17 protein-coding genes are annotated in these 19,788 nt (G+C 68.9%); 1 reads left to right on the top strand and 16 read right to left on the bottom strand.

Annotated features, from left to right (window positions below):
• Window positions 1-50 precede the first annotated feature (50 nt).
• The 16 genes from FHW84_RS16000 to FHW84_RS15925 all read right to left on the bottom strand — a co-directional run bounded on the left by FHW84_RS16000 (window position 51) and on the right by FHW84_RS15925 (window position 19,169).
• The gene (locus tag FHW84_RS16000; protein WP_167256964.1) at window positions 51-257 is read right to left on the bottom strand and encodes a hypothetical protein; all 207 of its coding nucleotides are present in this window, start codon (window positions 255-257) and stop codon (window positions 51-53) included.
• Window positions 258-519: 262 nt separating this feature from the next.
• A complete protein-coding gene (locus tag FHW84_RS15995; RefSeq protein WP_167256963.1) occupies window positions 520-1,281 on the bottom strand; it encodes a response regulator transcription factor in 762 nt (253 codons plus the stop codon).
• Window positions 1,282-1,515: 234 nt separating this feature from the next.
• Window positions 1,516-1,893, bottom strand: coding sequence for an HU family DNA-binding protein (locus tag FHW84_RS15990; RefSeq protein WP_167256962.1), 378 nt, complete (start codon window positions 1,891-1,893; stop codon window positions 1,516-1,518).
• Between the two features lie 329 nt (window positions 1,894-2,222).
• Entirely contained in the window at window positions 2,223-3,296 is a 1,074-nt protein-coding gene (gene zipA, locus FHW84_RS15985; protein WP_167256961.1) for a cell division protein ZipA, read from the bottom strand.
• A gap of 10 nt (window positions 3,297-3,306) precedes the next feature.
• Window positions 3,307-6,816, bottom strand: coding sequence for a chromosome segregation protein SMC (smc, locus tag FHW84_RS15980; RefSeq protein WP_167256960.1), 3,510 nt, complete (start codon window positions 6,814-6,816; stop codon window positions 3,307-3,309).
• 217 nt (window positions 6,817-7,033) lie between these two features.
• The gene (locus FHW84_RS15975; protein WP_167256959.1) at window positions 7,034-7,297 is read right to left on the bottom strand and encodes a BolA family protein; all 264 of its coding nucleotides are present in this window, start codon (window positions 7,295-7,297) and stop codon (window positions 7,034-7,036) included.
• Between the two features lies 1 nt (window position 7,298).
• Window positions 7,299-7,598: a YciI family protein gene (locus FHW84_RS15970; RefSeq protein ID WP_167256958.1), complete on the bottom strand. Its 300-nt coding sequence runs from the start codon at window positions 7,596-7,598 to the stop codon at window positions 7,299-7,301.
• Between the two features lie 3 nt (window positions 7,599-7,601).
• Window positions 7,602-9,137 carry a lysine--tRNA ligase gene (lysS, locus tag FHW84_RS15965; protein WP_167256957.1) on the bottom strand — a complete coding sequence of 512 codons (1,536 nt, stop codon included), beginning with the start codon at window positions 9,135-9,137 and terminating at the stop codon, window positions 7,602-7,604.
• Between the two features lie 49 nt (window positions 9,138-9,186).
• Complete coding sequence (locus FHW84_RS15960) at window positions 9,187-10,302, bottom strand: hypothetical protein (protein ID WP_167256956.1); 1,116 nt, start codon at window positions 10,300-10,302, stop codon at window positions 9,187-9,189.
• Between the two features lie 56 nt (window positions 10,303-10,358).
• On the bottom strand, window positions 10,359-10,781 hold the full coding sequence (locus tag FHW84_RS15955) for a hypothetical protein (protein WP_167256955.1): 423 nt from the start codon (window positions 10,779-10,781) through the stop codon (window positions 10,359-10,361).
• A gap of 44 nt (window positions 10,782-10,825) precedes the next feature.
• Window positions 10,826-11,951 (bottom strand): peptide chain release factor 2 gene (gene prfB, locus FHW84_RS15950; RefSeq protein ID WP_167256954.1). Its coding sequence is split into 2 segments (ribosomal slippage): window positions 10,826-11,875 and window positions 11,877-11,951, totalling 1,125 coding nucleotides; the frame shifts between segments, so codons are not numbered across the junction.
• Between the two features lie 134 nt (window positions 11,952-12,085).
• Window positions 12,086-13,765, bottom strand: a complete 1,680-nt coding sequence (asnB, locus tag FHW84_RS15945) for an asparagine synthase B (protein WP_167256953.1) — start codon at window positions 13,763-13,765, stop codon at window positions 12,086-12,088.
• 391 nt (window positions 13,766-14,156) lie between these two features.
• Window positions 14,157-14,519 (bottom strand): STAS/SEC14 domain-containing protein, encoded by a 363-nt coding sequence (locus FHW84_RS15940; protein WP_167256952.1) that lies wholly within the window; start codon window positions 14,517-14,519, stop codon window positions 14,157-14,159.
• Between the two features lie 105 nt (window positions 14,520-14,624).
• Window positions 14,625-16,343 (bottom strand): single-stranded-DNA-specific exonuclease RecJ, encoded by a 1,719-nt coding sequence (gene recJ / locus FHW84_RS15935; protein WP_167256951.1) that lies wholly within the window; start codon window positions 16,341-16,343, stop codon window positions 14,625-14,627.
• Window positions 16,340-17,254 carry a phosphoglycerate mutase gene (locus FHW84_RS15930; protein ID WP_167256950.1) on the bottom strand — a complete coding sequence of 305 codons (915 nt, stop codon included), beginning with the start codon at window positions 17,252-17,254 and terminating at the stop codon, window positions 16,340-16,342. Before FHW84_RS15930 ends, recJ begins: the two co-directional genes overlap by 4 nt.
• 4 nt (window positions 17,255-17,258) lie before the next feature.
• Window positions 17,259-19,169: an ATP-binding cassette domain-containing protein gene (locus tag FHW84_RS15925; protein ID WP_167256949.1), complete on the bottom strand. Its 1,911-nt coding sequence runs from the start codon at window positions 19,167-19,169 to the stop codon at window positions 17,259-17,261.
• Between the two features lie 257 nt (window positions 19,170-19,426).
• On the opposite strand from FHW84_RS15925, the gene FHW84_RS15920 reads away from it, so the two are divergent.
• Window positions 19,427-19,765, top strand: a complete 339-nt coding sequence (locus FHW84_RS15920; protein ID WP_167256948.1) for a hypothetical protein — start codon at window positions 19,427-19,429, stop codon at window positions 19,763-19,765.
• Window positions 19,766-19,788 lie beyond the last annotated feature (23 nt).

The following is a 19,788-nucleotide window of genomic DNA, read 5'->3' as shown; positions in this document are numbered from 1 at the left end:
GCCGCGCGGCATGCGCGCGGCCGGGCCACCAACGGGGTGGCGCGCTCCTGTTACGGGGCGTGCCCTGCACTCATCGGCCGAAGCTCAGGCCATGCGTTCCACTGGATTCGCCGCAGGTGCTCCGCCAGCAGGCCTTCCGCTGCCGCACACGAGGCACCGAAGCGGAAGCGCGCGGCGTGGTCGCCGTCGCTCTTGCCGTAGATCGAACCGGCAAGCGGCCAGGCATCGTGCAGGGCCTTGCTGTGCATCCTTTTCATGCGGTGCTCCATAACGGCGGGGAAGTGGCGACGCAGGCGTTGGCGTCGCGCCGATGGAGTCAGCTTTCCGCAGATCGGGCGGGCGATCACTCACGCTTCCCAACCGGACATCACCTGGCACTGGCGTGCCACGGCTTCTTGCTCACGCAGTGCTGCACGCAAAGCCCGCCGCCACGCACATCCGAGCGGCAGAACACGACCCGCCGCAACAGGAGAGAAACTCACGCGGGCTGCATGGGACACCGCGCTTTTAGGCCCGCTCCTACGCCGACCCGCCGCGCCCGACGAAGGCATAGCCGCCACCGCGCACCGTGATCAGCGGCAGCACCGGCATGCCCAGCGCCCTCGCCTTCCGGCGCAGGCGGTAAATGAGCATTTCCAGGCGATGCGGGTCGAACTCGGCGTCCTCGCCATGCCAGGCGCCGATCAGCACCTCCCGCGCCACCGCCCCGCCGCCGGCGGCGAACAGCGGGCGCAGAACGCAGCGCTCGGAAGCGGACAGCGGGATGGACTCGCCCGTGGGAGCCACGAGATTCCAGTCGTCGGTCGACAGGCGCCATCCGGCGGGAGCGGCATGAGCCGCCGCTTGGATGGCCGGTGCCGGCGAAGCCGGTCGCGGCGCACCCGGCAGGCGCCGGCCCACGCTATGCAGACTCGCCGCCAGCAGCGCCATGCCGGCCGGCTTGCGCAGGTAGATGTCGGCGCCCGCGGTAAGCGCGCGGATCTCATCGTGTTCGGCCGTGCGGCCGGTGAGCACCACGATGCCGATCTGCGAACAGCGGCGCAGGTGCCGCGCCACCGAGAGGCCGTCTTCATCGGGCAGGCCCAGGTCCAGCACCGCCAGGTCGAAGCGTTCAGCGAGCATGCGTCGATAGAGTTCCGCCGCGCGGCCGATGCCGACGGCTTCGAAACCGAAGCTCAGCAGCCCCGGTACGAGCACGTCCTCGCGCAGGCGGCAATCGTCCTCCAGCACGGCGACCCGCCATGCACCCTGCCCGCCCGACGAGGAAGAAGTGGCCTGCATCTGCGTCTCTGCCGTGATCCGCTGCGGCGGGCTTTATAGCAGCGCGCCGGTGGCGCCGGCGTATGGACGTCCAAACCTTGCCGCGCTACGCAACAGCAGCTCGGGCATTTCGCGGCGGCAAGCTCCAAGACGCCATGCGATCACTACCCGCCAGCGCAGCTTCCCCCGGACCCGGAGCACAGGCATAAAAAAACGCGGCAGCTCGCGCTGCCGCGTCTTTCACCAGCAGACGGCTTAGCCGACCGCGGCGTCCTTCAGCTTCTTGAGCGGACGGATCTTCACCTTCACCGTGGCCGGCTTGGCGGCGAACCACTGCTCTTCCTTGGTGAAGGGGTTGATGCCCTTGCGCTTCGGCTTGGCCGGCACATTGACCGCGGTGATCTTCAGAAGACCCGGCAGCGTGAACGAGCCGTGGCCCTTCTTGTGCACCGAACCGGCGACCGCACCTTCGAGCGCACCCAGAACAGCGCGCACGTCCTTGGCCACCACACCGGTGGTTTCGGCGAGGTGGGCGACCAGGCCGGACTTGCTCAGAGCGTCCTTGATCGGCTTCAGCGCAGCCGGCTTGGCGGCGGCCTTGGCGGTGGTCTTCTTGGCGGCTTTCTTGGCCATACATTCCCCGTAGTTTTGATGGGTTTGGTTGAAACCTGTGCCTTTCGGCAGGTGGAATGTATGGCATGTGAGCGATGCCGCCAAGACGCAAACGCATAAATGTGTCTTACGGCATGGTGTTTTTTGCGACCGCGTCATGCGGGAGCGCCGTTTTCCCGGCGAAAGACCGCCCGTCGCTGTCCGCCGGAGCTGATTTGCAGGGGCGGCGGCGCGGCCGGCGATGCGTGTGCCGGCGGCGGCGCAGCACAGCCGCGGATACGAAAAGGCCCGCTCCGCGGTGGCGTCGCCACCTGGGAGCGGGCCCGGTGTCCCGCGGCATCGGCCAGGGCTCAGCGCCCGAAAATGATTTCCTTGCCTTCGTGGTCGCGGTCCCAGCCGCGCAGTTCGTCGCGGATGTGGGCGATGCGCTGGCGGCCCAGCGCGTTGCGCTCTTCGTCCAGCACCTGCCCGTCCAGCAGCTCGGCCAGCCGCTGCGCCGTGGGCAGCATGGCGTCCCAGGCGTCGAGCGCGGGGATCGGCGCCGGCAGGGTCATGAAGAAGCTCAGGCCCGGCGAGCGCAGCGCGTCGAGGCGGCTCAGGTCGAAGTTGCCAGGCTTCAGCATGTTGGCCACGCTGAAGATCGGACCGTGTTCGCGCTTGCCGTCGAGCAGGCGGTGATAGATGCCCATGTCGCCGAATTCGAGGCCGGCCTTCTCGGCCGCCACGATCAGGTCGGGCCCGAGGAACACCGCGCCTTCGCGCGCCACCACGAACAAGGTGACGATGCGCTCCACCGGCAACTGCGCCGGGCGCTTGCCCAGCTCCGAACGCGGCGGCACGCGCGGCGCCGCTGGCGCGGGCGCCGGCGCGGCAGGCGGCGGCACCGGTGCCTGCGCGCGCGGCCTGGCTTCCGAGGGCCTGGTTTCCACAGGCCTGGTTTCCAACGGCGCGGACTCGACGGCCGCGGGCTTCACCGGCTCGTCGACATGCCCCTGCGCGGCCAGGAACTGCTCCGGCGGCGCACGCAGCGCCTCGATGATCGAGGCCGCCGCGCCCATCGGCTTGGCGCTCACCGGCGCGGGCGCGACGCGTTCGCTGGACAGCGTGGCGCCGAGCTTCTCCAATTCCTCGCGCAGGCCCATGTCCAGCTCGCCCTGCTTCGGCTTGGGCTCGTCGAGCGGGTCGAGGCGGAAGTCGTCGCGCGCGCTGAAGCCGGGCGCTTCGTCGGCCACGTCCACGTCGTCGCCGAAGGTCGGCTCGCGCCGCTCCTCGCCGCCCTGCGCGGCGGGCGCGCGGCGGCGGCCCTGTTCCTTCTTCGGCTGGCCGAACAGCCAGATCAGGGCCAGCACGATCGCACCCACGATCAGCAGCGGGACGCCTACCGCGGGGTTCCAGGCCAGGGCGAGCACGGGTTGCATGGTCATGTCGGATTCCTCAGGCTGCGCCGGCAAGTTTGGCCGCTTCGGCCAGGTCCACCTGCACCAGGCGCGACACGCCGGGTTCGCGCATGGTCACGCCGCACAGCTGCGACGCGGCCTCCATGGTGGCCTTGTTGTGGCTGACGAAAATGAACTGCACCTTCTCGCTCATCTCCTTCACCATGTTGGAGAAGCGGCCCACGTTGGCCTCGTCCAGCGGCGCGTCCACCTCGTCCAGCAGGCAGAACGGCGCGGGGTTGAGGCCGAAGATGGAGAACACCAGCGATACGGCGGTCAGCGCCTTCTCGCCGCCTGACAGCAGCGAGATGTTGGAGACGCGCTTGCCCGGCGGACGGGCCATGATGGCCACGCCGGTATCGAGCAGATCGTCGCCGGTCAATTCCAGATACGCGTGGCCGCCGCCGAACAGGCGCGGGAACAGCTCCTGCACGCCGGCGTTGACGCGGTCGAAGGTTTCCTTGAAGCGCTGGCGGGTTTCGCGGTCGATCTTCTTGATCGCGCCTTCCAGCGTTTCCATGGCGGAGGTCAGATCCGCCAGCTGGTTGTCCAGGTAATTCTTGCGCTCGCTCTGTTCGGCGTGCTCCTGGATCGCGGCCAGGTTGACCGGCTCCAGGCGCTGGATCTTCTGGCCGATGTCGGTGAGCGCGCCGCGCCATTGCGAGGCGTCGGCGTCTTCGGCCAGCTCCGCCAGCAGCGGTTCCAGCTCCAGGCCGGAGGCGGCGATCGCTTCGGCCAATTGCTGGGCGCGCAGTTCCAGCGCCTGCGCGGCGAGGCGCTTCTGCGACAGGCTTTCGCGCAGGCTGTTGAGGCCCTGCTCGATGCGCTGGCGCTCCTGCTCCAGGCGGCGGAATTCCGCGTCGCAGTCTTCCACCGCGCGGCGCGCCTCCACCAGCTGCTTGTCGACCAGCAGGCGCTGGTCCAGATAGGCCTGGCGCTCCGCTTCCAGTTCCGCGATGGGGTCGGAGCCGGCGGCCAGCTGTTCGGCGATCTCGCCGCGGCGCGAGGCGATCTGGCGGATCTGCGTGTCCATGCGCGCCAGGGCCTGGTCGAGCGAGGCCAGCGCGGAGCGCTTGGATTCCATCGACAGCGCCAGCGCATGCGCCTGGTCGGCGGCCTCGCGCGCATTCATGCGCGCTTCCTCGCGCGCTTCCAGCAGCGCGCGGCGCTCGTTTTCCAGCTCGCGGCGCTGGTCTTCCAGGTCGCCCATGTGGTTGACCGATTCGTCCAGGCGCGCGCGCGCGTCGCGGATCTGCGCCTGCAGTTCGTCCAGCTGGCCGATGATCTCGCCCAGTTCGCCGCTGACCTTTTCGGCGCGGGCGCGGGCGGTTTCCATCTTGCCGCGGTGGCTCTGCAGCTGGCCGGCCAGTTCGGACTGGCGGCGATGGGCGTTGTACAGCTCGCGCTGCGCGTCGTCGCGCGCGCGCTCGGCTTCGAACTTGCGCGTGCGCAGGTCGTCGAGTTCGCCGGTGGCTTCTTCGATGCGCGCTTCCAGCGTGGCGATCTGCTCGGCCAGCAGGCGCATCTCGCGCTCGCGCGCCAGCACGCCGACCTGGTTGCCCTGCGCGCGGCGCACGCGCGCCCAGCCCGGGCCGAGCCACTCGCCGGTGCGCGTCATCACCGACTGGTACGGCGCCAGCGCGGAAAGGCCGGCCACGCGCTGGTGCGCTTCGTCGAGGTTCTCGGCGGTGAGCACGTGGCTGAGGATCGCCACCGCCGCGGACGGGCCGCGCACGTGCGCCGCCAGCGTCCCGGCGGTGTTGGCGCCGCCCTCGGCGGCATCCAGCAGGGCGAGATCCGCGTCCTTCAGCTCGCCGAAGTCCTTGGCGTAGTCGTGCGCGCCGTCGACCAGCACGCTGTCGAGGAACCCGGCCAGCGCGGTTTCCACCGCCGTCTCCCAGCCCGCTTCCACCTGCAGCGACTCGCCCAGGCGGCGCGATTTGTCCAGGCCCAGCCGCGCCAGCCAGCCGCTGGCGGCGCTTTCCTCCTGGCCCAGCGCGGCGTGCTGCAGCGCTTCGAGCGAGGACTGGCGCCCGCGCGCGGACTGCAGCTGCTGGCGCGCCTCGTTGAGCGCGGACTGCACCTGGCGCTCCTCGTCCAGCACCTGCTCGTAGCCGAGCTTGTGCTGGTCGAGCAGGCCGCCCAGGGTTTCCAGGCGTTCGCGCTGGGTTTCGTGCTCGCCCTGCAATTGTTCGAAGGAAGCGTCCAGCGCCTCGATGTCGGTGGCCTTCTGTTCGCTCTCCAGCGCCTCGCGGCGCTTGGCCAGGTCGATCGACTGGCGGTCCAGATAGGCCAGCTTGGTGCGCTCCACTTCCGCGGCGCGGGCGGACTCGCCGGCGGTGCGGGTGTAGGCGTCCCAGCGCTGCTGCCAGTCGGACAGCTTGGTTTCGGTGTCGCGCTGCGCGTCGGCGGTGTCGTCCTGCAGCTGCTGCAGGGCTTCGAGCTTCGGCTCGCCCTCGGCCAGCGCCAGGCGCAGGCTTTCGGTCTGTTCGCGGTCGGCGGCGATATGCGCGGCCAGTTCCTCGTGCTCGCGCTCGGCCTCGGCCTGGGCGCGCCCCAGGCGCTCGGCGGTCTCGCGGTTGAAGCGCACCTGCTGCTCGACGCGGGCGATCTCTGCGCCCACCTTGTATACCTCGCCCTGCACCTGGCCCAGGTGCTCGTTGGCGGCGGTATGGCGCTCGCGCACGCTTTCCAGCTGCGCCTCGACGTGGCGCTGCGCGGCCACGCGCTTCTCGATCTCGATCTCGGCGGCGGAAAGCCCGGCGCCTTCGCCGTCGTGCTGGCTCTTGAGTCCGCGGTATTCCAGCGCGCGCAGCTCGGCTTCCTTGCGCGTCTGTTCTTCCTTCAGCGCCTTCCAGCGCTCGGCGGCGCGGGCCTGGCGGTTGAGGTGTTCGAGCTGCTTGTCCACTTCGTCGCGCACGTCCTTCACGCGGTCGAGGTTTTCGCGGGTGGACTTGATGCGGCTCTCGGTCTCCTTGCGGCGCTCCTTGTACTTGGAGATGCCGGCGGCTTCCTCCAGGTGCACGCGCAGTTCTTCCGGCGCGGCCTCGACGATCTGGCTGATCATGCCCTGCTCGATGATCGAGTAGCTGCGGGGCCCGAGGCCCGTGCCCAGGAACAGGTCGGTGATGTCGCGGCGGCGGCAGCGCGCGCCGTTGAGGAAGTAGGCGGACTGGCCGTCGCGGGTGACCTGGCGCTTCACCGAGATCTCGGCGTACTGGCCGTATTCGCCCTGGATGGTGCCGTCGCTGTTGTCGAAGATGAGTTCGACGGTGGCCTGGCCCACCGGCTTGCGCGAGTTGGAGCCGGAGAAGATCACGTCGGTGAGCGAGTCGCCGCGCAGGCGGCTGGCGGCGCTTTCGCCCATCACCCAGCGGATGGCGTCGATGATGTTGGACTTGCCGCAGCCGTTCGGACCCACCACGCCGGTCATATTGGTCGGCAGGTGCAGGGTGGTCGGGTCGACGAAGGACTTGAAGCCGGCGAGTTTGATCGTGGTCAGGCGCATGCGGATTCCGCGGCAGCTGGAGAGGGGCTTGCGATTCGACTCGAAGCCTCTCTCCCGTCGGGAGAGGGGTTGGGGTGAGGGTACAGGCGAAGCGAGGCGCCCCACTCCGCCCGTACCCTCATCCGCCTGCCGGCACCTTCTCCCGGAGGGAGAAGGATTCCAGCGGGAAGACTTGAGGACGCAGGATAAGGCCTATGTCCTGGCCGCTCAAAGGCTTTCAGGTATCCGGCGGACGCGCGTCGATGGAAAGCGCGTGGATGCCGTTGTCCATCAGCCCTTCCAGGGCCGCATAGATCATGCGGTGGCGCTTCAGCGGCGGCTGGCCGGCGAACACCGGGCTGACGATGCGCACGTGGAAGTGGCCCTTGCCCTCGTTGGCGTGGCCGGCGTGCTTGTGGCCTTCATCGGCCACGTCCAGCTCCACCGGCGCCAGCGCGGCCTGCAGGCGTTCGCGGATCCGGGCGGCCATCGAGGCGGTCATGTCAGGGCAGCACCTTGCGGAAGGGTTTGACCGAGACGGCAGCATAGACCCCGGCCGCCACGTACGGGTCGGCATCGGCCCAGGCCTGCGCTTCGGGCAGCGAGGCGAACTCGGCCACGATCAGGCTTCCGGTGAAGCCGGCGCTGCCCGGGTCTTCCGCATCGATGGCCGGGAACGGGCCGGCCAGCAGCATGCGTCCCTCCGCCTGCAGCTGCTGCAGGCGGGCGACATGGGCCGGACGCGCGCCGAGGCGCTTCTCCAGCGAATCGGGAACGTCGGTACCGACGATGGCGTACCACATGGCTCAGGCCTCCGGACGCATATAGGGGAACAGCAGCACGTCGCGGATCGACACCGCGCCGGTCAGCAGCATCACCAGGCGGTCGATACCGATGCCCAGGCCGCCGGTGGGCGGCAGGCCTACCTCCAGCGCGCGGATGTAGTCGGCGTCGAAGTGCATGGCTTCGTCGTCGCCGGCGTCCTTGGCCGCCACCTGGGCGCGGAAGCGGGCTTCCTGGTCTTCCGGATCGTTGAGCTCGGAGAAGCCATTGGCCAGCTCGCGGCCGTTGATGAACAGCTCGAAGCGGTCAGTGATGCCCTTGTCGGTGTCGCTCTCGCGCGCCAGCGGCGAGACCTCGACCGGGTGCTGGGTGATGAAGGTGGGCTGGATCAGCGTGTGCTCGACGGTCTTCTCGAAAATCTCCAGCAGCAGCTTGCCCCAGCCGTAGCCCGGCTTGACGTTGCAGCCCAGGCGCCTGGCGTGCGCGGCCATCGCTTCGCGGTCGCGCAGCTCGTCGCGGCGGATCTCCGGGTTGTGCTCCAGCACCGCGTCCTCCATCGACCAGCGGCGGAAGGCCGGGCCCAGGTCGATGTCGGCACCGTCCCAGTGGATCTGCGTGCTGCCGATGACGTTGGCGGCGGTATCGCGGATCACGCCTTCGGTCAGGTCCATGATCTCGGTGTAGGTGGCGTAGGCCTGGTAGAGCTCGAGCATGGTGAATTCGGGGTTGTGCCGGGTCGACACGCCCTCGTTGCGGAAGTTGCGGTTGATCTCGTACACGCGGTCGAAGCCGCCCACCACCAGGCGCTTCAGATACAGCTCCGGCGCCACGCGCAGGTACAGGTCCAGGTCCAGCGCGTTGTGGTGGGTGATGAAGGGCTTGGCCGTGGCGCCGCCGGGGATGATCTGCATCATCGGCGTTTCCACTTCCATGAAGCGGTAGGGTTCCGCCTCAAGCCACTTGCGGATGTAGCCGATGATGCGCGAGCGCAGCACGAAGGCGCGGCGCGATTCCTCGGTGACGATCAGGTCGACGTAGCGCTGGCGGTAGCGCTGCTCCACGTCGGCCAGGCCGTGGAACTTGTCCGGCAGCGGACGCAGGCTCTTGGTCAGCAGGCGCAGGGTGTCGACCTTGACCGACAGCTCGCCGGTCTTGGTGCGCATCAGCAGGCCTTCGGCGCCGACGATGTCGCCCGCATCCCAGCCCTTGAACGCGTCGTAGGTGGCTTCGCCCACCGTGCCCTGGTGGATGAAGAACTGGATGCGGCCGGACATGTCCTGCACCTGCACGAAGCTGACCTTGCCCTGCACGCGCTTGAGCACGATGCGGCCGGCCATCTTCACGCGGCGCGCGAGCGCGTCGATCGCCTCGGCGGTGTGCACGTCCTTGTCGGCGTATTCGGCCTGCAGGTCGCCGGCGAAGGCGTCGATCTTGAAATCGTTGGGGAACGCGACGCCCTGCCCGCGCAGCGCGCGGAGTTTCTCGCGACGCTCAGCAACAAGCTTATTTACGTCTGGCTTGTTCTCGTCGATGGGCAGATTGTCTGTCGTTTCGCTCATGGTGATTCCGTGGTGTCGGCCGTCGAAGTGGCGATGGCCGGGATGTTGGCTAATGGCCGAAGAGTGCGGGATTGTTCTTCTTGAGGACGCTGTACGGGATGACCGACCAGTCCGGGTTGTCGCAATTGCGCGCCACACGGGCGAAATAGGCGCCGACGTACAAGCCCTTGTCGGTGAGATACCAGGGACCGAAATCCCACACGCCGGGATCGGTGTAGTCGCAGCCGTCGTCGCCGTCGCTCTTCATGGCGTCGGGATAGAGCTTCTGGAACAGCTTCACCACGGCCGGCGCGTACACCTTCTCGCGGTACTGGTACCACGCGTCGGAGCGCTCGGCCGGCTTGCTGCCGCTGCCCAGCCAGTAGACGTCTTCCAGCGCCAGCTCCTTGCCGGTGGCGGCGTCGATGGTGGTGCCGCTGATGCCGAAATCCGGATGCGCCGCGCCGTAGCAGCTCCAGCTGCTGGAGACGGCGTAGCTGACGAAACGCTCGGTGAGGTAGTGGCTGGACACCTCCGCCGACTCCTGGCCGGAGCCGCCCTCGCCGTTCGCGCAGCCGAAATACCCCTGCAGGCCGCCGTAGAAACCGGTGTCGATGGTGCGGTTGATCGCCGCCATCGCCGCCTCGGGATAACCGCCGACCACATGGAACATGGCGAGCTTGGACAGCGGCTCGGAGAACCACTGGATCTGGTACTTGCCGCCGACGGTTTCCTTCTTGCCCGGCACGAAGCGGATATCGGCCAGGCGCAGCTTTTCGTAGTCCGACAGCGCACGCTCGAACTTCAGATCCGGCCGCGGCTCATGCACGGAGCCGGCGGCTACGTCGTGCAGTTCGACCGGCAGGCTGGCGCCCTTGCCGGCGCTGAAACTGCCTTTGAAGCCGTCGCCGGCCTTGGTGAGCACGAAGTGGTCCGACTTGGCTTCGTCGGTGTCGTAGGCGGCCGAGCTGAGCTTGTAGCCCTGCCTGGCGGGTTCGCCGCGCAGCGGGATGTCCTGCTTGAACTTCTCGTAGAAGTAGGTGCCGGAGACGGTGCCGTCGGACTCGTCCAGCTGCATCACGATCGGATACTTGCCCACCGTGCCGCGCAGCAGGCGGCTTTCCGCATGCAGCGTGGCGGCGGCCAGCAGGCTCACGGCGAACAGAGCGATCGAGGCGCTTCTCATGCGTGGGTCTCTTCCCTGGGAGTGCGGCTCGCAGGCACGAGCGGTGCGCTGCGCATTCAGTCTTCCTTGCCCACCGCGTGCTTCACCGCATGCTTGGTGGCGTTCCAGCCGTCGCGCGCGCCGTGGCCGATCTTGAGGCCCACGTCCTTGGCGCCATGGCCGACCTTCAGTCCGGCATCGCGCGCGCCATGGCCGACCTTCAGTCCGGCATCGCGCGCGCCATGGCCCACCTCGACGCCCGCATCGCGCGCGCCATGCCCGACCTTGACCCCAGCGTCGCGGGCGCCGTGCCCGACCTTGACGGCGGTGTCGCGGGTGGCGTGGCCGACGTCGCGGCCGGCGTCGCCGACCGCGTGACCGGCTGCCTTGGCGTCCTGCTTGATGCCCTGCCCCGTGCTCTCCTGCGCGCTCGCCATGCCGATGCCTGCCGCCAGTGCCGCACAGGCGATCAGGATCCGGGAGATCTTGCTGCTGCTCATGCGGTCACCTCGTCGGCGGTCAGGTGGAATCGGTGGCGGAGCGCTCAGGCGTCGATGCGCTTGGCGCCCGCGTCCAGGCCGGCCTTCAGGCTGCCTTCGACGAATTCGTCGAGGTCGCCGTCCAGCACCTTCTGCGTATCGGAGCGTTCGATGCCCGTGCGCAGGTCCTTGATGCGGCTCTGGTCCAGCACGTAGTTGCGGATCTGGCTGCCCCAGCCGATATCGGACTTGGTCGCTTCCAGCGCGTCCTTCTCGGCATTGCGCTTCTGCAGTTCCAGCTCGTACAGCTTGGCTTTCAGCATCTTCATCGCGCGGTCGCGGTTGGCATGCTGGCTGCGCTCGGTCTGGCAGGCCACCACCACGCCCGAGGGCATGTGGGTGATGCGCACGGCCGACTCGGTCTTGTTCACGTGCTGGCCGCCGGCACCGGACGAGCGGTACACGTCGGTGCGCAGGTCAGCCGGGTTGATCTCGATATCGATGTCGTCGTCGACTTCCGGCGACACGAACACCGAGGTGAAGCTGGTGTGGCGGCGGTTGTCGGAGTCGAACGGGCTCTTGCGCACCAGGCGGTGCACGCCGATCTCGGTCTTCAGCCAGCCGTAGGCGTAGTCGCCTTCCACGCGGAAGGTGGCGGACTTGATGCCGGCCACGTCGCCGCCGCTGACTTCCAGCAGCTCGGCCTTCCAGCCGCGCGATTCGGCCCAGCGCAGGTACATGCGCAGCAGGATCTCCGCCCAGTCCTGCGCCTCGGTGCCGCCGGCGCCGGCCTGGATGTCCACGAAGGCATTGGCCGAGTCCATCTTGCCGGAGAACATGCGCTGGAATTCCAGCTTGCTCACCTGGGCGTCGAGCTTGCCGAGGTCGCTGACGATGGACAGCACGGTGGATTCGTCGTCGTCGGCGACGGCCATCTCCAGCAGGTCGCCGGCGTCGGCGAGGCCGGCCGTGAGCGTGTCGATGCCGCTGACGATGGTTTCCAGGCGGGCGCGTTCGCGGCCCAGCTCCTGCGCGCGCGGCGGATCGTCCCAGACGTTGGGACTTTCCAGTTCGCGGCTTACTTCTTCCAGACGCTCACGCTTGGTGGCGTAGTCAAAGATACCCCCTAAGCGACTCGACGCGGCCCTTGAGGTCCGCGATCTGCGCAAGGATCGGATTGGTCTCGATCATGGATGGAATGGCTTGGAAAATGGCCGAACAGGATAGCAGGCGCACCTCGCCCACGGTAGGTTGGGGTGAGCCGCAGGCGAACCCCAACGGACGTCCGGTCAGCATGGAAGGTCCGTTGGGGTTATCACCCCAACCTACAGTGCCTGCTGATGCACCCCGCGCACCGCGCGCCCCGACGGGTCGGCCGCGGCGGCGAAGGCCGGATCCCAGGCCAGCGCGGCCGGCGAGGAACAGGCGATCGACTTGCCGCCCGGCACGGTGGCCGCGCAGGCCTCGCCGGGGAAGTGCTGCTCGAAGATGCGCCGGTACAGGTAGGCCTCCTTGGTGGCCGGCGGGTTGTGCGGGAAGCGCGTGGAGGCGGCGGCGAATTCGCGGTCGCTGACCACTTGTTCCGCATGCGCCTTCAGCCCGTCGATCCAGCCGTAGCCGACGCCGTCGCTGAACTGCTCCTTCTGCCGCCACAGGATCGAATCCGGCAGCGCGCCCTGGAAGGCCTCGCGCAGCACGGCCTTCTCGATGCGGCCGTGGCCGGCCATCTTGTACCTGGCGTCCAGGCCCATCGCCACGTCGAGGAATTCCAGGTCCAGGAACGGCACGCGCGCCTCCACGCCCCAGGCCATCATCGCCTTGTTGGCGCGCAGGCAGTCGAAGCTGTGCAGGGCGTCGAGCTTGCGCACGGTTTCCTCGTGGAAGGCTTCCGGCGACGGCGCCTTATGGAAGTACAGATAACCGCCGAAGATCTCGTCCGAACCCTCGCCCGACAGCACCATCTTCACCCCCATCGCCTTGATGCGCCGCGCCAGCAGGTACATCGGGGTGGAGGCGCGGATGGTGGTGACGTCGTAGGTCTCGATATGGCGGATCACTTCCGGCAGCGCGTCCAGCCCTTCCCAGAAGGTGTAGACGAAGCCGTGGTGCACGGTGCCGAGCGCATCGGCGGCCACCTGGGCGGCGGCCAGGTCCGGCGAGCCTTCCAGGCCGATGGCGAAGGAATGCAGGCGCGGCCACCAGGCTTCGCTGCGGTCGTCATCTTCGATGCGTTCGCGCGCGAAGCGTGCGGCGCAGGCGGCCACCAGCGAGGAATCCAGGCCGCCGGAGAGCAGCACGCCGTAGGGCACGTCGGTCATCAGCTGGCGGTGCACGGCCTGTTCGAAGGCGCCGCGCAGTTCGGACGGTTCCAGCTGCTGGCCATGGGTGACTTCATAGGAACGCCAGTTCCTGCGGTAGTAGCGCGTCACTTCGCCGGTGGCGCTGTCGTAGACATGGCCCGGCGGGAAGGCGGAGACGTCCGCGCAGATGCCGACCAGGGCTTTCATTTCCGAGGCCACGCACAAGCGCCCTTCCGCGTCGTGGCCCCAGTACAGCGGGCAGACGCCGATCGGATCGCGGGCGATCAGGTAGCGCTGCGTGGCCGCATCCCACAGCGCGAAGGCGAAGATGCCGTTGAGCTGCCTGAGGCCGCGCGCCAGGAACTCCTCCGGCCCCAGTTCGCGGTACAGCGCGTTGATGACTTCGCAGTCCGAGCCCGTGGTGAAGTCGTAGCCGCTGGCGGCGCGCAGCTCGCGGTGGTTGTAGATCTCGCCGTTCACCGCCAGGGCCAGGCTCTCGTCGCGCGAGCGCAATGGCTGCGAGCCGCTGGCCGGGTCGACGATGGCCAGGCGCTCGTGCACCAGGATCACCCCGGCGTCGACGAACACGCCGCTCCAGTCCGGCCCGCGATGGCGCTGGCGCTGCGAGAGTTCCAGCGCCTGCCGGCGCAGGGCGGCCAGGTCGTCGCCGGGTTGCAGGTCGAACATGCCGAAGATGGAACACATGGTTTGACGCTCCTGAGGTTGGATGACGCGCAAAACTGCGTACGGGGAAAAAGAAAGGGCCCGCTTGTCGGCGGGCCCTTTTGCGTGATTCGAGACTTTTTTTCGTGTCTACACGCCGGCCCACCCGTCGATGCGGGGATTGTTATTGGCGTTGTTATTCAGCGCGTTCGCGGATGCGCGCAGGCCGGCCGCGTAGGCGGCAAAGGCGGAGCGCTGGGTGGCGAAGGCACAGGACATGAGGCCGACTAAAGCACAGCTTTGCTGCGCCGCGCAAGAGCTTTTTTACCTTCCTCGCGGCCGGCGCAGGTTGGGGTGAGCGCAGCGAACCCCAACGGTGCGGCAGCCTGCGAGGTCCGTTGGGGTTCGCCTATGGCTCACCCCAACCTACGTGCTACGTGCTCACCCAGTTCCGCGCTTCTTCCAGCTGCGCCGTCTCATACAAGCGAAACTCTCCCGGCGACAGAAACCCCAGCGCCTTGGCCAGGTTGCGCATCCAGCCCACGTCGGTGACCAGGGCCGCGCGTTCCCAGCCGCTGAAATGGCGGCAGCCCAGCTTGGCGTCGTCCCACATCGCGGCGGCGTCGAAGCCGGTGAAGTCCTGGTCGATGTGGAAGATCACCCGCAGCTTGCGGTTGAGCGCGAAGGCCGCCTCGATATCGGGAATCACCACCCGTTCGTAGTCCGCCGCGGTGACCTGGTTGTGCGCGGTGAAACCGATCACGCCGGGCGGCAGTCCGGTCATCTGCACGATCATGGCGCCAGCTCCTCAATGGTTGAGACTGACCCTATCCAAGCGCGGCGCTCGTTGCGCCGGCAGCTAGGCGCCGTGAAGAAGCGCCCAACAAATCACCGCGGCAAATCACAACGGCTCGATATGCCGCAGCAGCAGGCGCGGGCTTTCGCGGCCCTGCCAGTCGTTGATGGTCAGCTCGTAGGCGGCGCGCAGCCGCGCCGGCGGCGGCTGGCCGGTATAGGCGCCGAACATCACCGCATCCAGCACGGCGCCATCGCGCGGATCGCTCAGGCTCAGGCGCAGATGGGTTTCGCCCATCACGCGCCAGCTGGCGCAGGCGAATTCGTTGTCGAACACCGGCTCCGGAAACGCCTGGCCCCAGGGGCCGCCGTAGCGCAGCTGTCGCGCCAGCTCCAGGGTGGCGGCGCCGGGCGGCAGTTCGCCGTCGGTATAGAGCACGTGTTCCAGGCAGGCTTCGTCCAGCCATTCGCGCGCGATCGCATCGAACGCCGCGGCGAAACGGGCGAAGTCGCTCGCTTTAAGGCTCAGGCCTGCGGCCATGGCGTGGCCGCCGAAGCGTTCGATCAGGCCGGGCTGGCGCGCGTCGATCACGGCCAGCGCATCGCGGATATGAAAACCGGCGATCGAGCGGCCGGAGCCGCGCAGCTCGCCGGTGTTGTCCTCGCTCGCCGGAGCGAACGCGATCACCGGGCGATGCAGCCGCTCCTTCAGCTTAGACGCCACCAGCCCCACCACGCCGGCATGCCACGAGGGTTCGAACAGGGCCACGCCGACCGCATCGATATCGGCGGCGCGCGCCACCATCACCTCGGCTTCGGCCACCATGGTCGCCTGCAGTTCGCGGCGCTCCTGGTTGATCGCGCTCAGCTGCTCGGCGTAGCGGCGCGCCACGCCGAAGTCGTCGGTCAACAGGCATTCCACGCCCAGGCGCATGTCTTCCAGGCGGCCGGCGGCATTGAGCCGCGGCCCCACCGAGAAACCCAGGTCGCTGGCGCACAGCGTGGCGACGCTGCGCTTGCCCGACTCCACCAGCGCCGCGATGCCCGCGCAGGCGCGCCCCGCGCGGATGCGCTTCAGGCCCGCCTCGACCAGCACGCGGTTGTTGTAGTCCAGCGGCACCAGGTCGGCGACCGTGCCCAGCGCCACCAGGTCCAGCAGCGTGGAAAGGTCGGGCTCCTTGCCCGCGGCGAACGCGCCCTGCCCGCGCAGCGCCGCGCGCAGGGCCAGCAGCAGATAGAACATCACGCCGACGCCGGCCAGCGCCTTGCTCGGAAACGCATCGCCGGCCAGGTTCGGATTGACCATCGCATCGGCCGCCGGCAATTGCTCGCCGGGCAGATGGTGGTCGGTGACGATCACGCGGATGCCCAGCGCCTGCGCCGCGGCCACGCCGCTCAGGCTGGCGACGCCGTTGTCCACGGTGATGATGAGCTGCGGCTGCGGCTGCAGCGATTCGACCAGGGCGGGACTCAGGCCATAGCCGTGGATAAAGCGGTTCGGCACCGCGTAATCGACGTGGCGCGCGCCGAGCATGCGCAGGCCGCGCACGGCCACGGCCGTGCCGGTGGCGCCGTCGCAGTCGTAGTCGCCGGCGATCAGGATGCGCCAGTCGCCGCCGATCGCCTCGGCCAACAGTTCCACCGCGCGTTCCAGGCCGCCGAGCTGGTGCGGCGCCAGCATGCAGGCGAGCCGGTGATCGGCATCGGCGGGACTGAGCACGCCGCGCGCCGCATAGATCTGGCGCAGCACCGGATGCACGGCATCGCTCCAGCCTTGCGGCACGCCTTTCGGCGCGCGGCGGCGCAGGCTCAGGCGCGGACTCATCGGCGGCCACCGCGCCAGAAGCGCAGGCGATGCCAGGGACGCTGCAGCCAGCGTTCGCCGCTGGCGAAGGACAGTTGCAGCGGAGCCGCGGCAAGACGCTGCAGCACCGGCCACCAGGCGCCGCCGATCTCGCCCGCCTGCAGGTCCTGCAGATCGATCAGCCAGCCGGTGCCGGCCTTGGCGATGGCTTCGGGCGCACGCGGCACGACATCGACGCCGGCGCGCGCAGCCAGCGCGCCGAGCAGCACGTCGTCGCTCACGCAGGCTTTCAGTTCGCTGCGCACCTTGGTCGGCAGATGGCCGCCGCCCCACAACCACAGGCTGTTCACCGGCGGCAGTCCGCGCTCGCGCCGCTGCGCATTCAAGGGATGCTGATGCAGCAGCACCTGCGCCTCGGTGAGGATCACGCGCCAGCGGCGCCCTTCGGCGCCCTCCGGCAGATGCTGCACGAGGTTCTCGCCCAGCGCCTCGTCCGGCGAGGCGAACGAAGGCAAGGCGATGCCCGGCGGCACGCGCACGTGCCAGCGGTCCGGCGTGCCGACTTCCAGCACCATGCCGGCATCGGCGAACACCGGCTGCAGCGCATCGGCCAGCGTGCGGGCTTCTTCGAGGCCCAGCTGCATCTGCCCGCAGGCCAGCAGGCGCGCGCCGTTGAGATCGGGCTGGATCCAGGCCGGGTCGGCGCTGAGCCAGGTGGCTTCGCCGGCATCGCCGGCCAGCAGCTCACGTGTCAGCGCCGCCGGCGCGAAACCGTCGGCACAGTCGAAATACGCGGCCAGCCCGCCGAGAAAGCCGCGCGGGCCGTCCTCGATGCGGTCGGCGCGCGCCAGCCAGGCGCGCAGCGGATGGTCCGGCTCGAAGCGCGGCAGGTCGGGCAGCCACAGTTCCAGCGGTCGCGCCGCCTCCGCCATCGCCTCAGGCCTCCAGCAGCTCGTACAGCTCTAACCACTCGGCCTCGAGCGTTTCCTTCTCGCGGCGCAGTTCGGCCTGGCGCTGGCCGAGCTTCATCATCTCGGCGGTGGAGCCGTTGTAGACCTCCGGATCGGCGAGCTTGGCTTCCAGCTTGCCCAGCTCCTCGTCGATCGCGGCCATGCGCGTCTCGATCTTCTTGACCTTCTGCCGCGTGGCCTTTTCGTTCTCGCGCTGCGCGGCGGCCGCGCGGCGGCGGTCGGCGGCGGAGACGGCCGACGTGCTGTTGGCCGACGTGCTGTTGGCCGGCGCGTTCTTCTTCGGCGAGGAGCCGCGGGCACGCAGCCAGCGGGCGTAGTCGTCGAGGTCGCCGTCGAAGCCTTCGACCTGGCCGTCGGCGACGCGCCAGAAGCTGTCGCAGACCATGCCCAGCAGATGGCGGTCGTGCGAGACCAGCACCAGGGCGCCGTCGAAATCGGCCAGCGCGTCGGCCAGCGCCTCGCGCATGTCCAGGTCCAGATGGTTGGTGGGCTCGTCGAGCAGCAGCAGGTTGGGCTTGTCCCATGCGATCAGCGCCAGCGCCAGGCGCGCGCGTTCGCCGCCGGAGAAACCGTCCACCGATTCGAAGGCGCGGTCGCCGGCGAAATTCCAGCCGCCGAGGAAGTCGCGCAGCACCTGCGTGCCGACGCCGGGGGCTTTGTCCTGCAGATGCTGCAGCGGGCTGGAACCCTCGTGCAGGCTCTCCACCGTGTGCTGGGCGAAGTAGCCGATCTTCAGGTCCTTGTGCGTCTTGCGCTCGCCGGCCAGCGGGGCCAGTTCGCCGACCAGGGTCTTGACCAGGGTCGACTTGCCCGCGCCGTTGGGGCCGAGCAGGCCGACGCGGTCGCCGGCTTCCAGGCGGAAGCGCACGTCGTGCAGGATCGCCGCGGGCGCGCCGCCGCCGTCGTCCGGATAGCCGGCGGTGACCTCTTCCAGCTGCAGCATCGAATCGGGCAGGCGCTCGGGCACGGCGAACTGGAAGCGGAACGAGCGCTCGGCGCGTACGGCCTCGGTGCCGGCCATCTTCTCCAGCCGCTTCATGCGCGACTGCGCCTGCTTGGCCTTGCTGGCCTTGGCCTTGAAGCGGTCGATAAAGGACTGCAGGTGGGCGCGCTCGGCCTGCTCGCGCTCGTGCGCGATCTGCTGCAGGCGCAGGTGTTCGGCGCGCTGGCGCTCGAAGGCGCTGTAGTTGCCGGTGTAGAGCTTGGCGCGGCCTTCGTTCAGATGCAGGGTGTGGGTGATCACGCCGTCGAGGAATTCGCGGTCGTGCGAGATCACCAGCAAGGTGCCCTGGTAGCGGCGCAGCCATTCTTCCAGCCACAGCACGGCGTCCAGGTCCAGATGGTTGGTGGGCTCGTCGAGCAGCAGCAGTTCGGACGGCGCCATCAGCGCGCGCGCCAGATTCAGGCGCACGCGCCAGCCGCCGGAGAACTCGCGCACCGCGCGCTCGTGCGTTTCCGGCGCGAAGCCCAGGCCGTGCAGCAGGCGGCCGGCGCGGGCGCGGGCGTCGTAGCCGTGCAGTTCCTCGATGCGGTGGTGCGCCTTGGCCATGGCTTCGGTGTCGCCGCGGGCCTGGGCATCGAGTTCGTCGCGCAGGGCGATGGCCAGTTCCTCGTCGCCGCCCATCACGTATTCGATCGCCGGGTCCGGCAGGGCCGGGGTCTCCTGCGCCACCGAGGCCAGGCGCAGGCGCGCGGGCAGATCGAGCTCGCCGGCGTCGGCTTCCACCTGGCCCTGCAGGGCGGCGAACAGGCTGGACTTGCCGCAGCCGTTGCGGCCGACCACGCCCAGCCGCCAGCCGCTCTGGATGACCAGGTCGATGTCGGAAAGCAGCAGCCGGGCGCCGCGGCGCAGGGCGAAATGACGGAAGGCGATCATCGGAACCACAACCCATGGACAGGGCGTGCAGCCGCCCTCAGCCGCCCATGATAGCGGACGCGGCGCCCTGCCCCATGGCCGGAATGCCCACCCCATCGCAGTCGCGAGCGGTGCTCGTAGCTTCCCCGCCGCGGTTTCTGCTACAACGACGCCGCACTGCGCAGCGGCCTCGCGCCGCTGCCGCTCGGGGGCAATCGACAGACATATGACGTGCGGAGGCGCAGCCCGGCTGCCCCCGTCAACGTGGAGAGGGGACCATGACCAAGTTCGGCATCAGCCTGCCCATGCTCGTATTGCTCGCCGCCGGCGCCGCCGCGCCGCAGCTGGCCCGGGCCGACAACCTGCTGATCAATCGCGTCAAGCAGGAACAGGGCATGAACCTTCCGGCCCGCGGCATGAGCATGGAGCAGGTCGAACAGAAGTTCGGCGCGCCCAAGCGCAAGCTCTCGCCGCGCGGCGGCGATACGGCCAAGCATCCGGTGATCAATCGTTGGGATTACTCCAACTTCATCGTGTATTTCGAGCACAGCCATGTGATCCATGCGGTGCTGAATACCCCGGCCGGCAACAATAAGAATCCCGATACGGTGAACTGAGGGCATCGCCTTCCGGGCGGGAA

The organism is Dyella sp. SG562 (assembly GCF_011759495.1).
Taxonomy (GTDB): Bacteria; Pseudomonadota; Gammaproteobacteria; order Xanthomonadales; family Rhodanobacteraceae; genus Dyella_D; species Dyella_D marensis.
The sequence above is the reverse complement of the archived record's forward strand: the minus strand, read 5'-3'. Positions and strand labels throughout refer to the sequence as shown.

Excerpts from the sequence above, each read along its gene's own strand:
- FHW84_RS16000 (WP_167256964.1), bottom strand. The coding sequence starts at position 257 with ATGAAAAGGATGCACAGCAAGGCCCTGCACGATGCCTGGCCGCTTGCC.
- FHW84_RS15995 (WP_167256963.1), bottom strand. The coding sequence starts at position 1,281 with ATGCAGGCCACTTCTTCCTCGTCGGGCGGGCAGGGTGCATGGCGGGTC.
- FHW84_RS15990 (WP_167256962.1), bottom strand. The coding sequence starts at position 1,893 with ATGGCCAAGAAAGCCGCCAAGAAGACCACCGCCAAGGCCGCCGCCAAG.
- zipA (WP_167256961.1), bottom strand. The coding sequence starts at position 3,296 with ATGACCATGCAACCCGTGCTCGCCCTGGCCTGGAACCCCGCGGTAGGC.
- smc (WP_167256960.1), bottom strand. The coding sequence starts at position 6,816 with ATGCGCCTGACCACGATCAAACTCGCCGGCTTCAAGTCCTTCGTCGAC.
- FHW84_RS15975 (WP_167256959.1), bottom strand. The coding sequence starts at position 7,297 with ATGACCGCCTCGATGGCCGCCCGGATCCGCGAACGCCTGCAGGCCGCG.
- FHW84_RS15970 (WP_167256958.1), bottom strand. The coding sequence starts at position 7,598 with ATGTGGTACGCCATCGTCGGTACCGACGTTCCCGATTCGCTGGAGAAG.
- lysS (WP_167256957.1), bottom strand. The coding sequence starts at position 9,137 with ATGAGCGAAACGACAGACAATCTGCCCATCGACGAGAACAAGCCAGAC.
- FHW84_RS15960 (WP_167256956.1), bottom strand. The coding sequence starts at position 10,302 with ATGAGAAGCGCCTCGATCGCTCTGTTCGCCGTGAGCCTGCTGGCCGCC.
- FHW84_RS15955 (WP_167256955.1), bottom strand. The coding sequence starts at position 10,781 with ATGAGCAGCAGCAAGATCTCCCGGATCCTGATCGCCTGTGCGGCACTG.
- asnB (WP_167256953.1), bottom strand. The coding sequence starts at position 13,765 with ATGTGTTCCATCTTCGGCATGTTCGACCTGCAACCCGGCGACGACCTG.
- FHW84_RS15940 (WP_167256952.1), bottom strand. The coding sequence starts at position 14,519 with ATGATCGTGCAGATGACCGGACTGCCGCCCGGCGTGATCGGTTTCACC.
- recJ (WP_167256951.1), bottom strand. The coding sequence starts at position 16,343 with ATGAGTCCGCGCCTGAGCCTGCGCCGCCGCGCGCCGAAAGGCGTGCCG.
- FHW84_RS15930 (WP_167256950.1), bottom strand. The coding sequence starts at position 17,254 with ATGGCGGAGGCGGCGCGACCGCTGGAACTGTGGCTGCCCGACCTGCCG.
- FHW84_RS15925 (WP_167256949.1), bottom strand. The coding sequence starts at position 19,169 with ATGATCGCCTTCCGTCATTTCGCCCTGCGCCGCGGCGCCCGGCTGCTG.
- FHW84_RS15920 (WP_167256948.1), top strand. The coding sequence starts at position 19,427 with ATGACCAAGTTCGGCATCAGCCTGCCCATGCTCGTATTGCTCGCCGCC.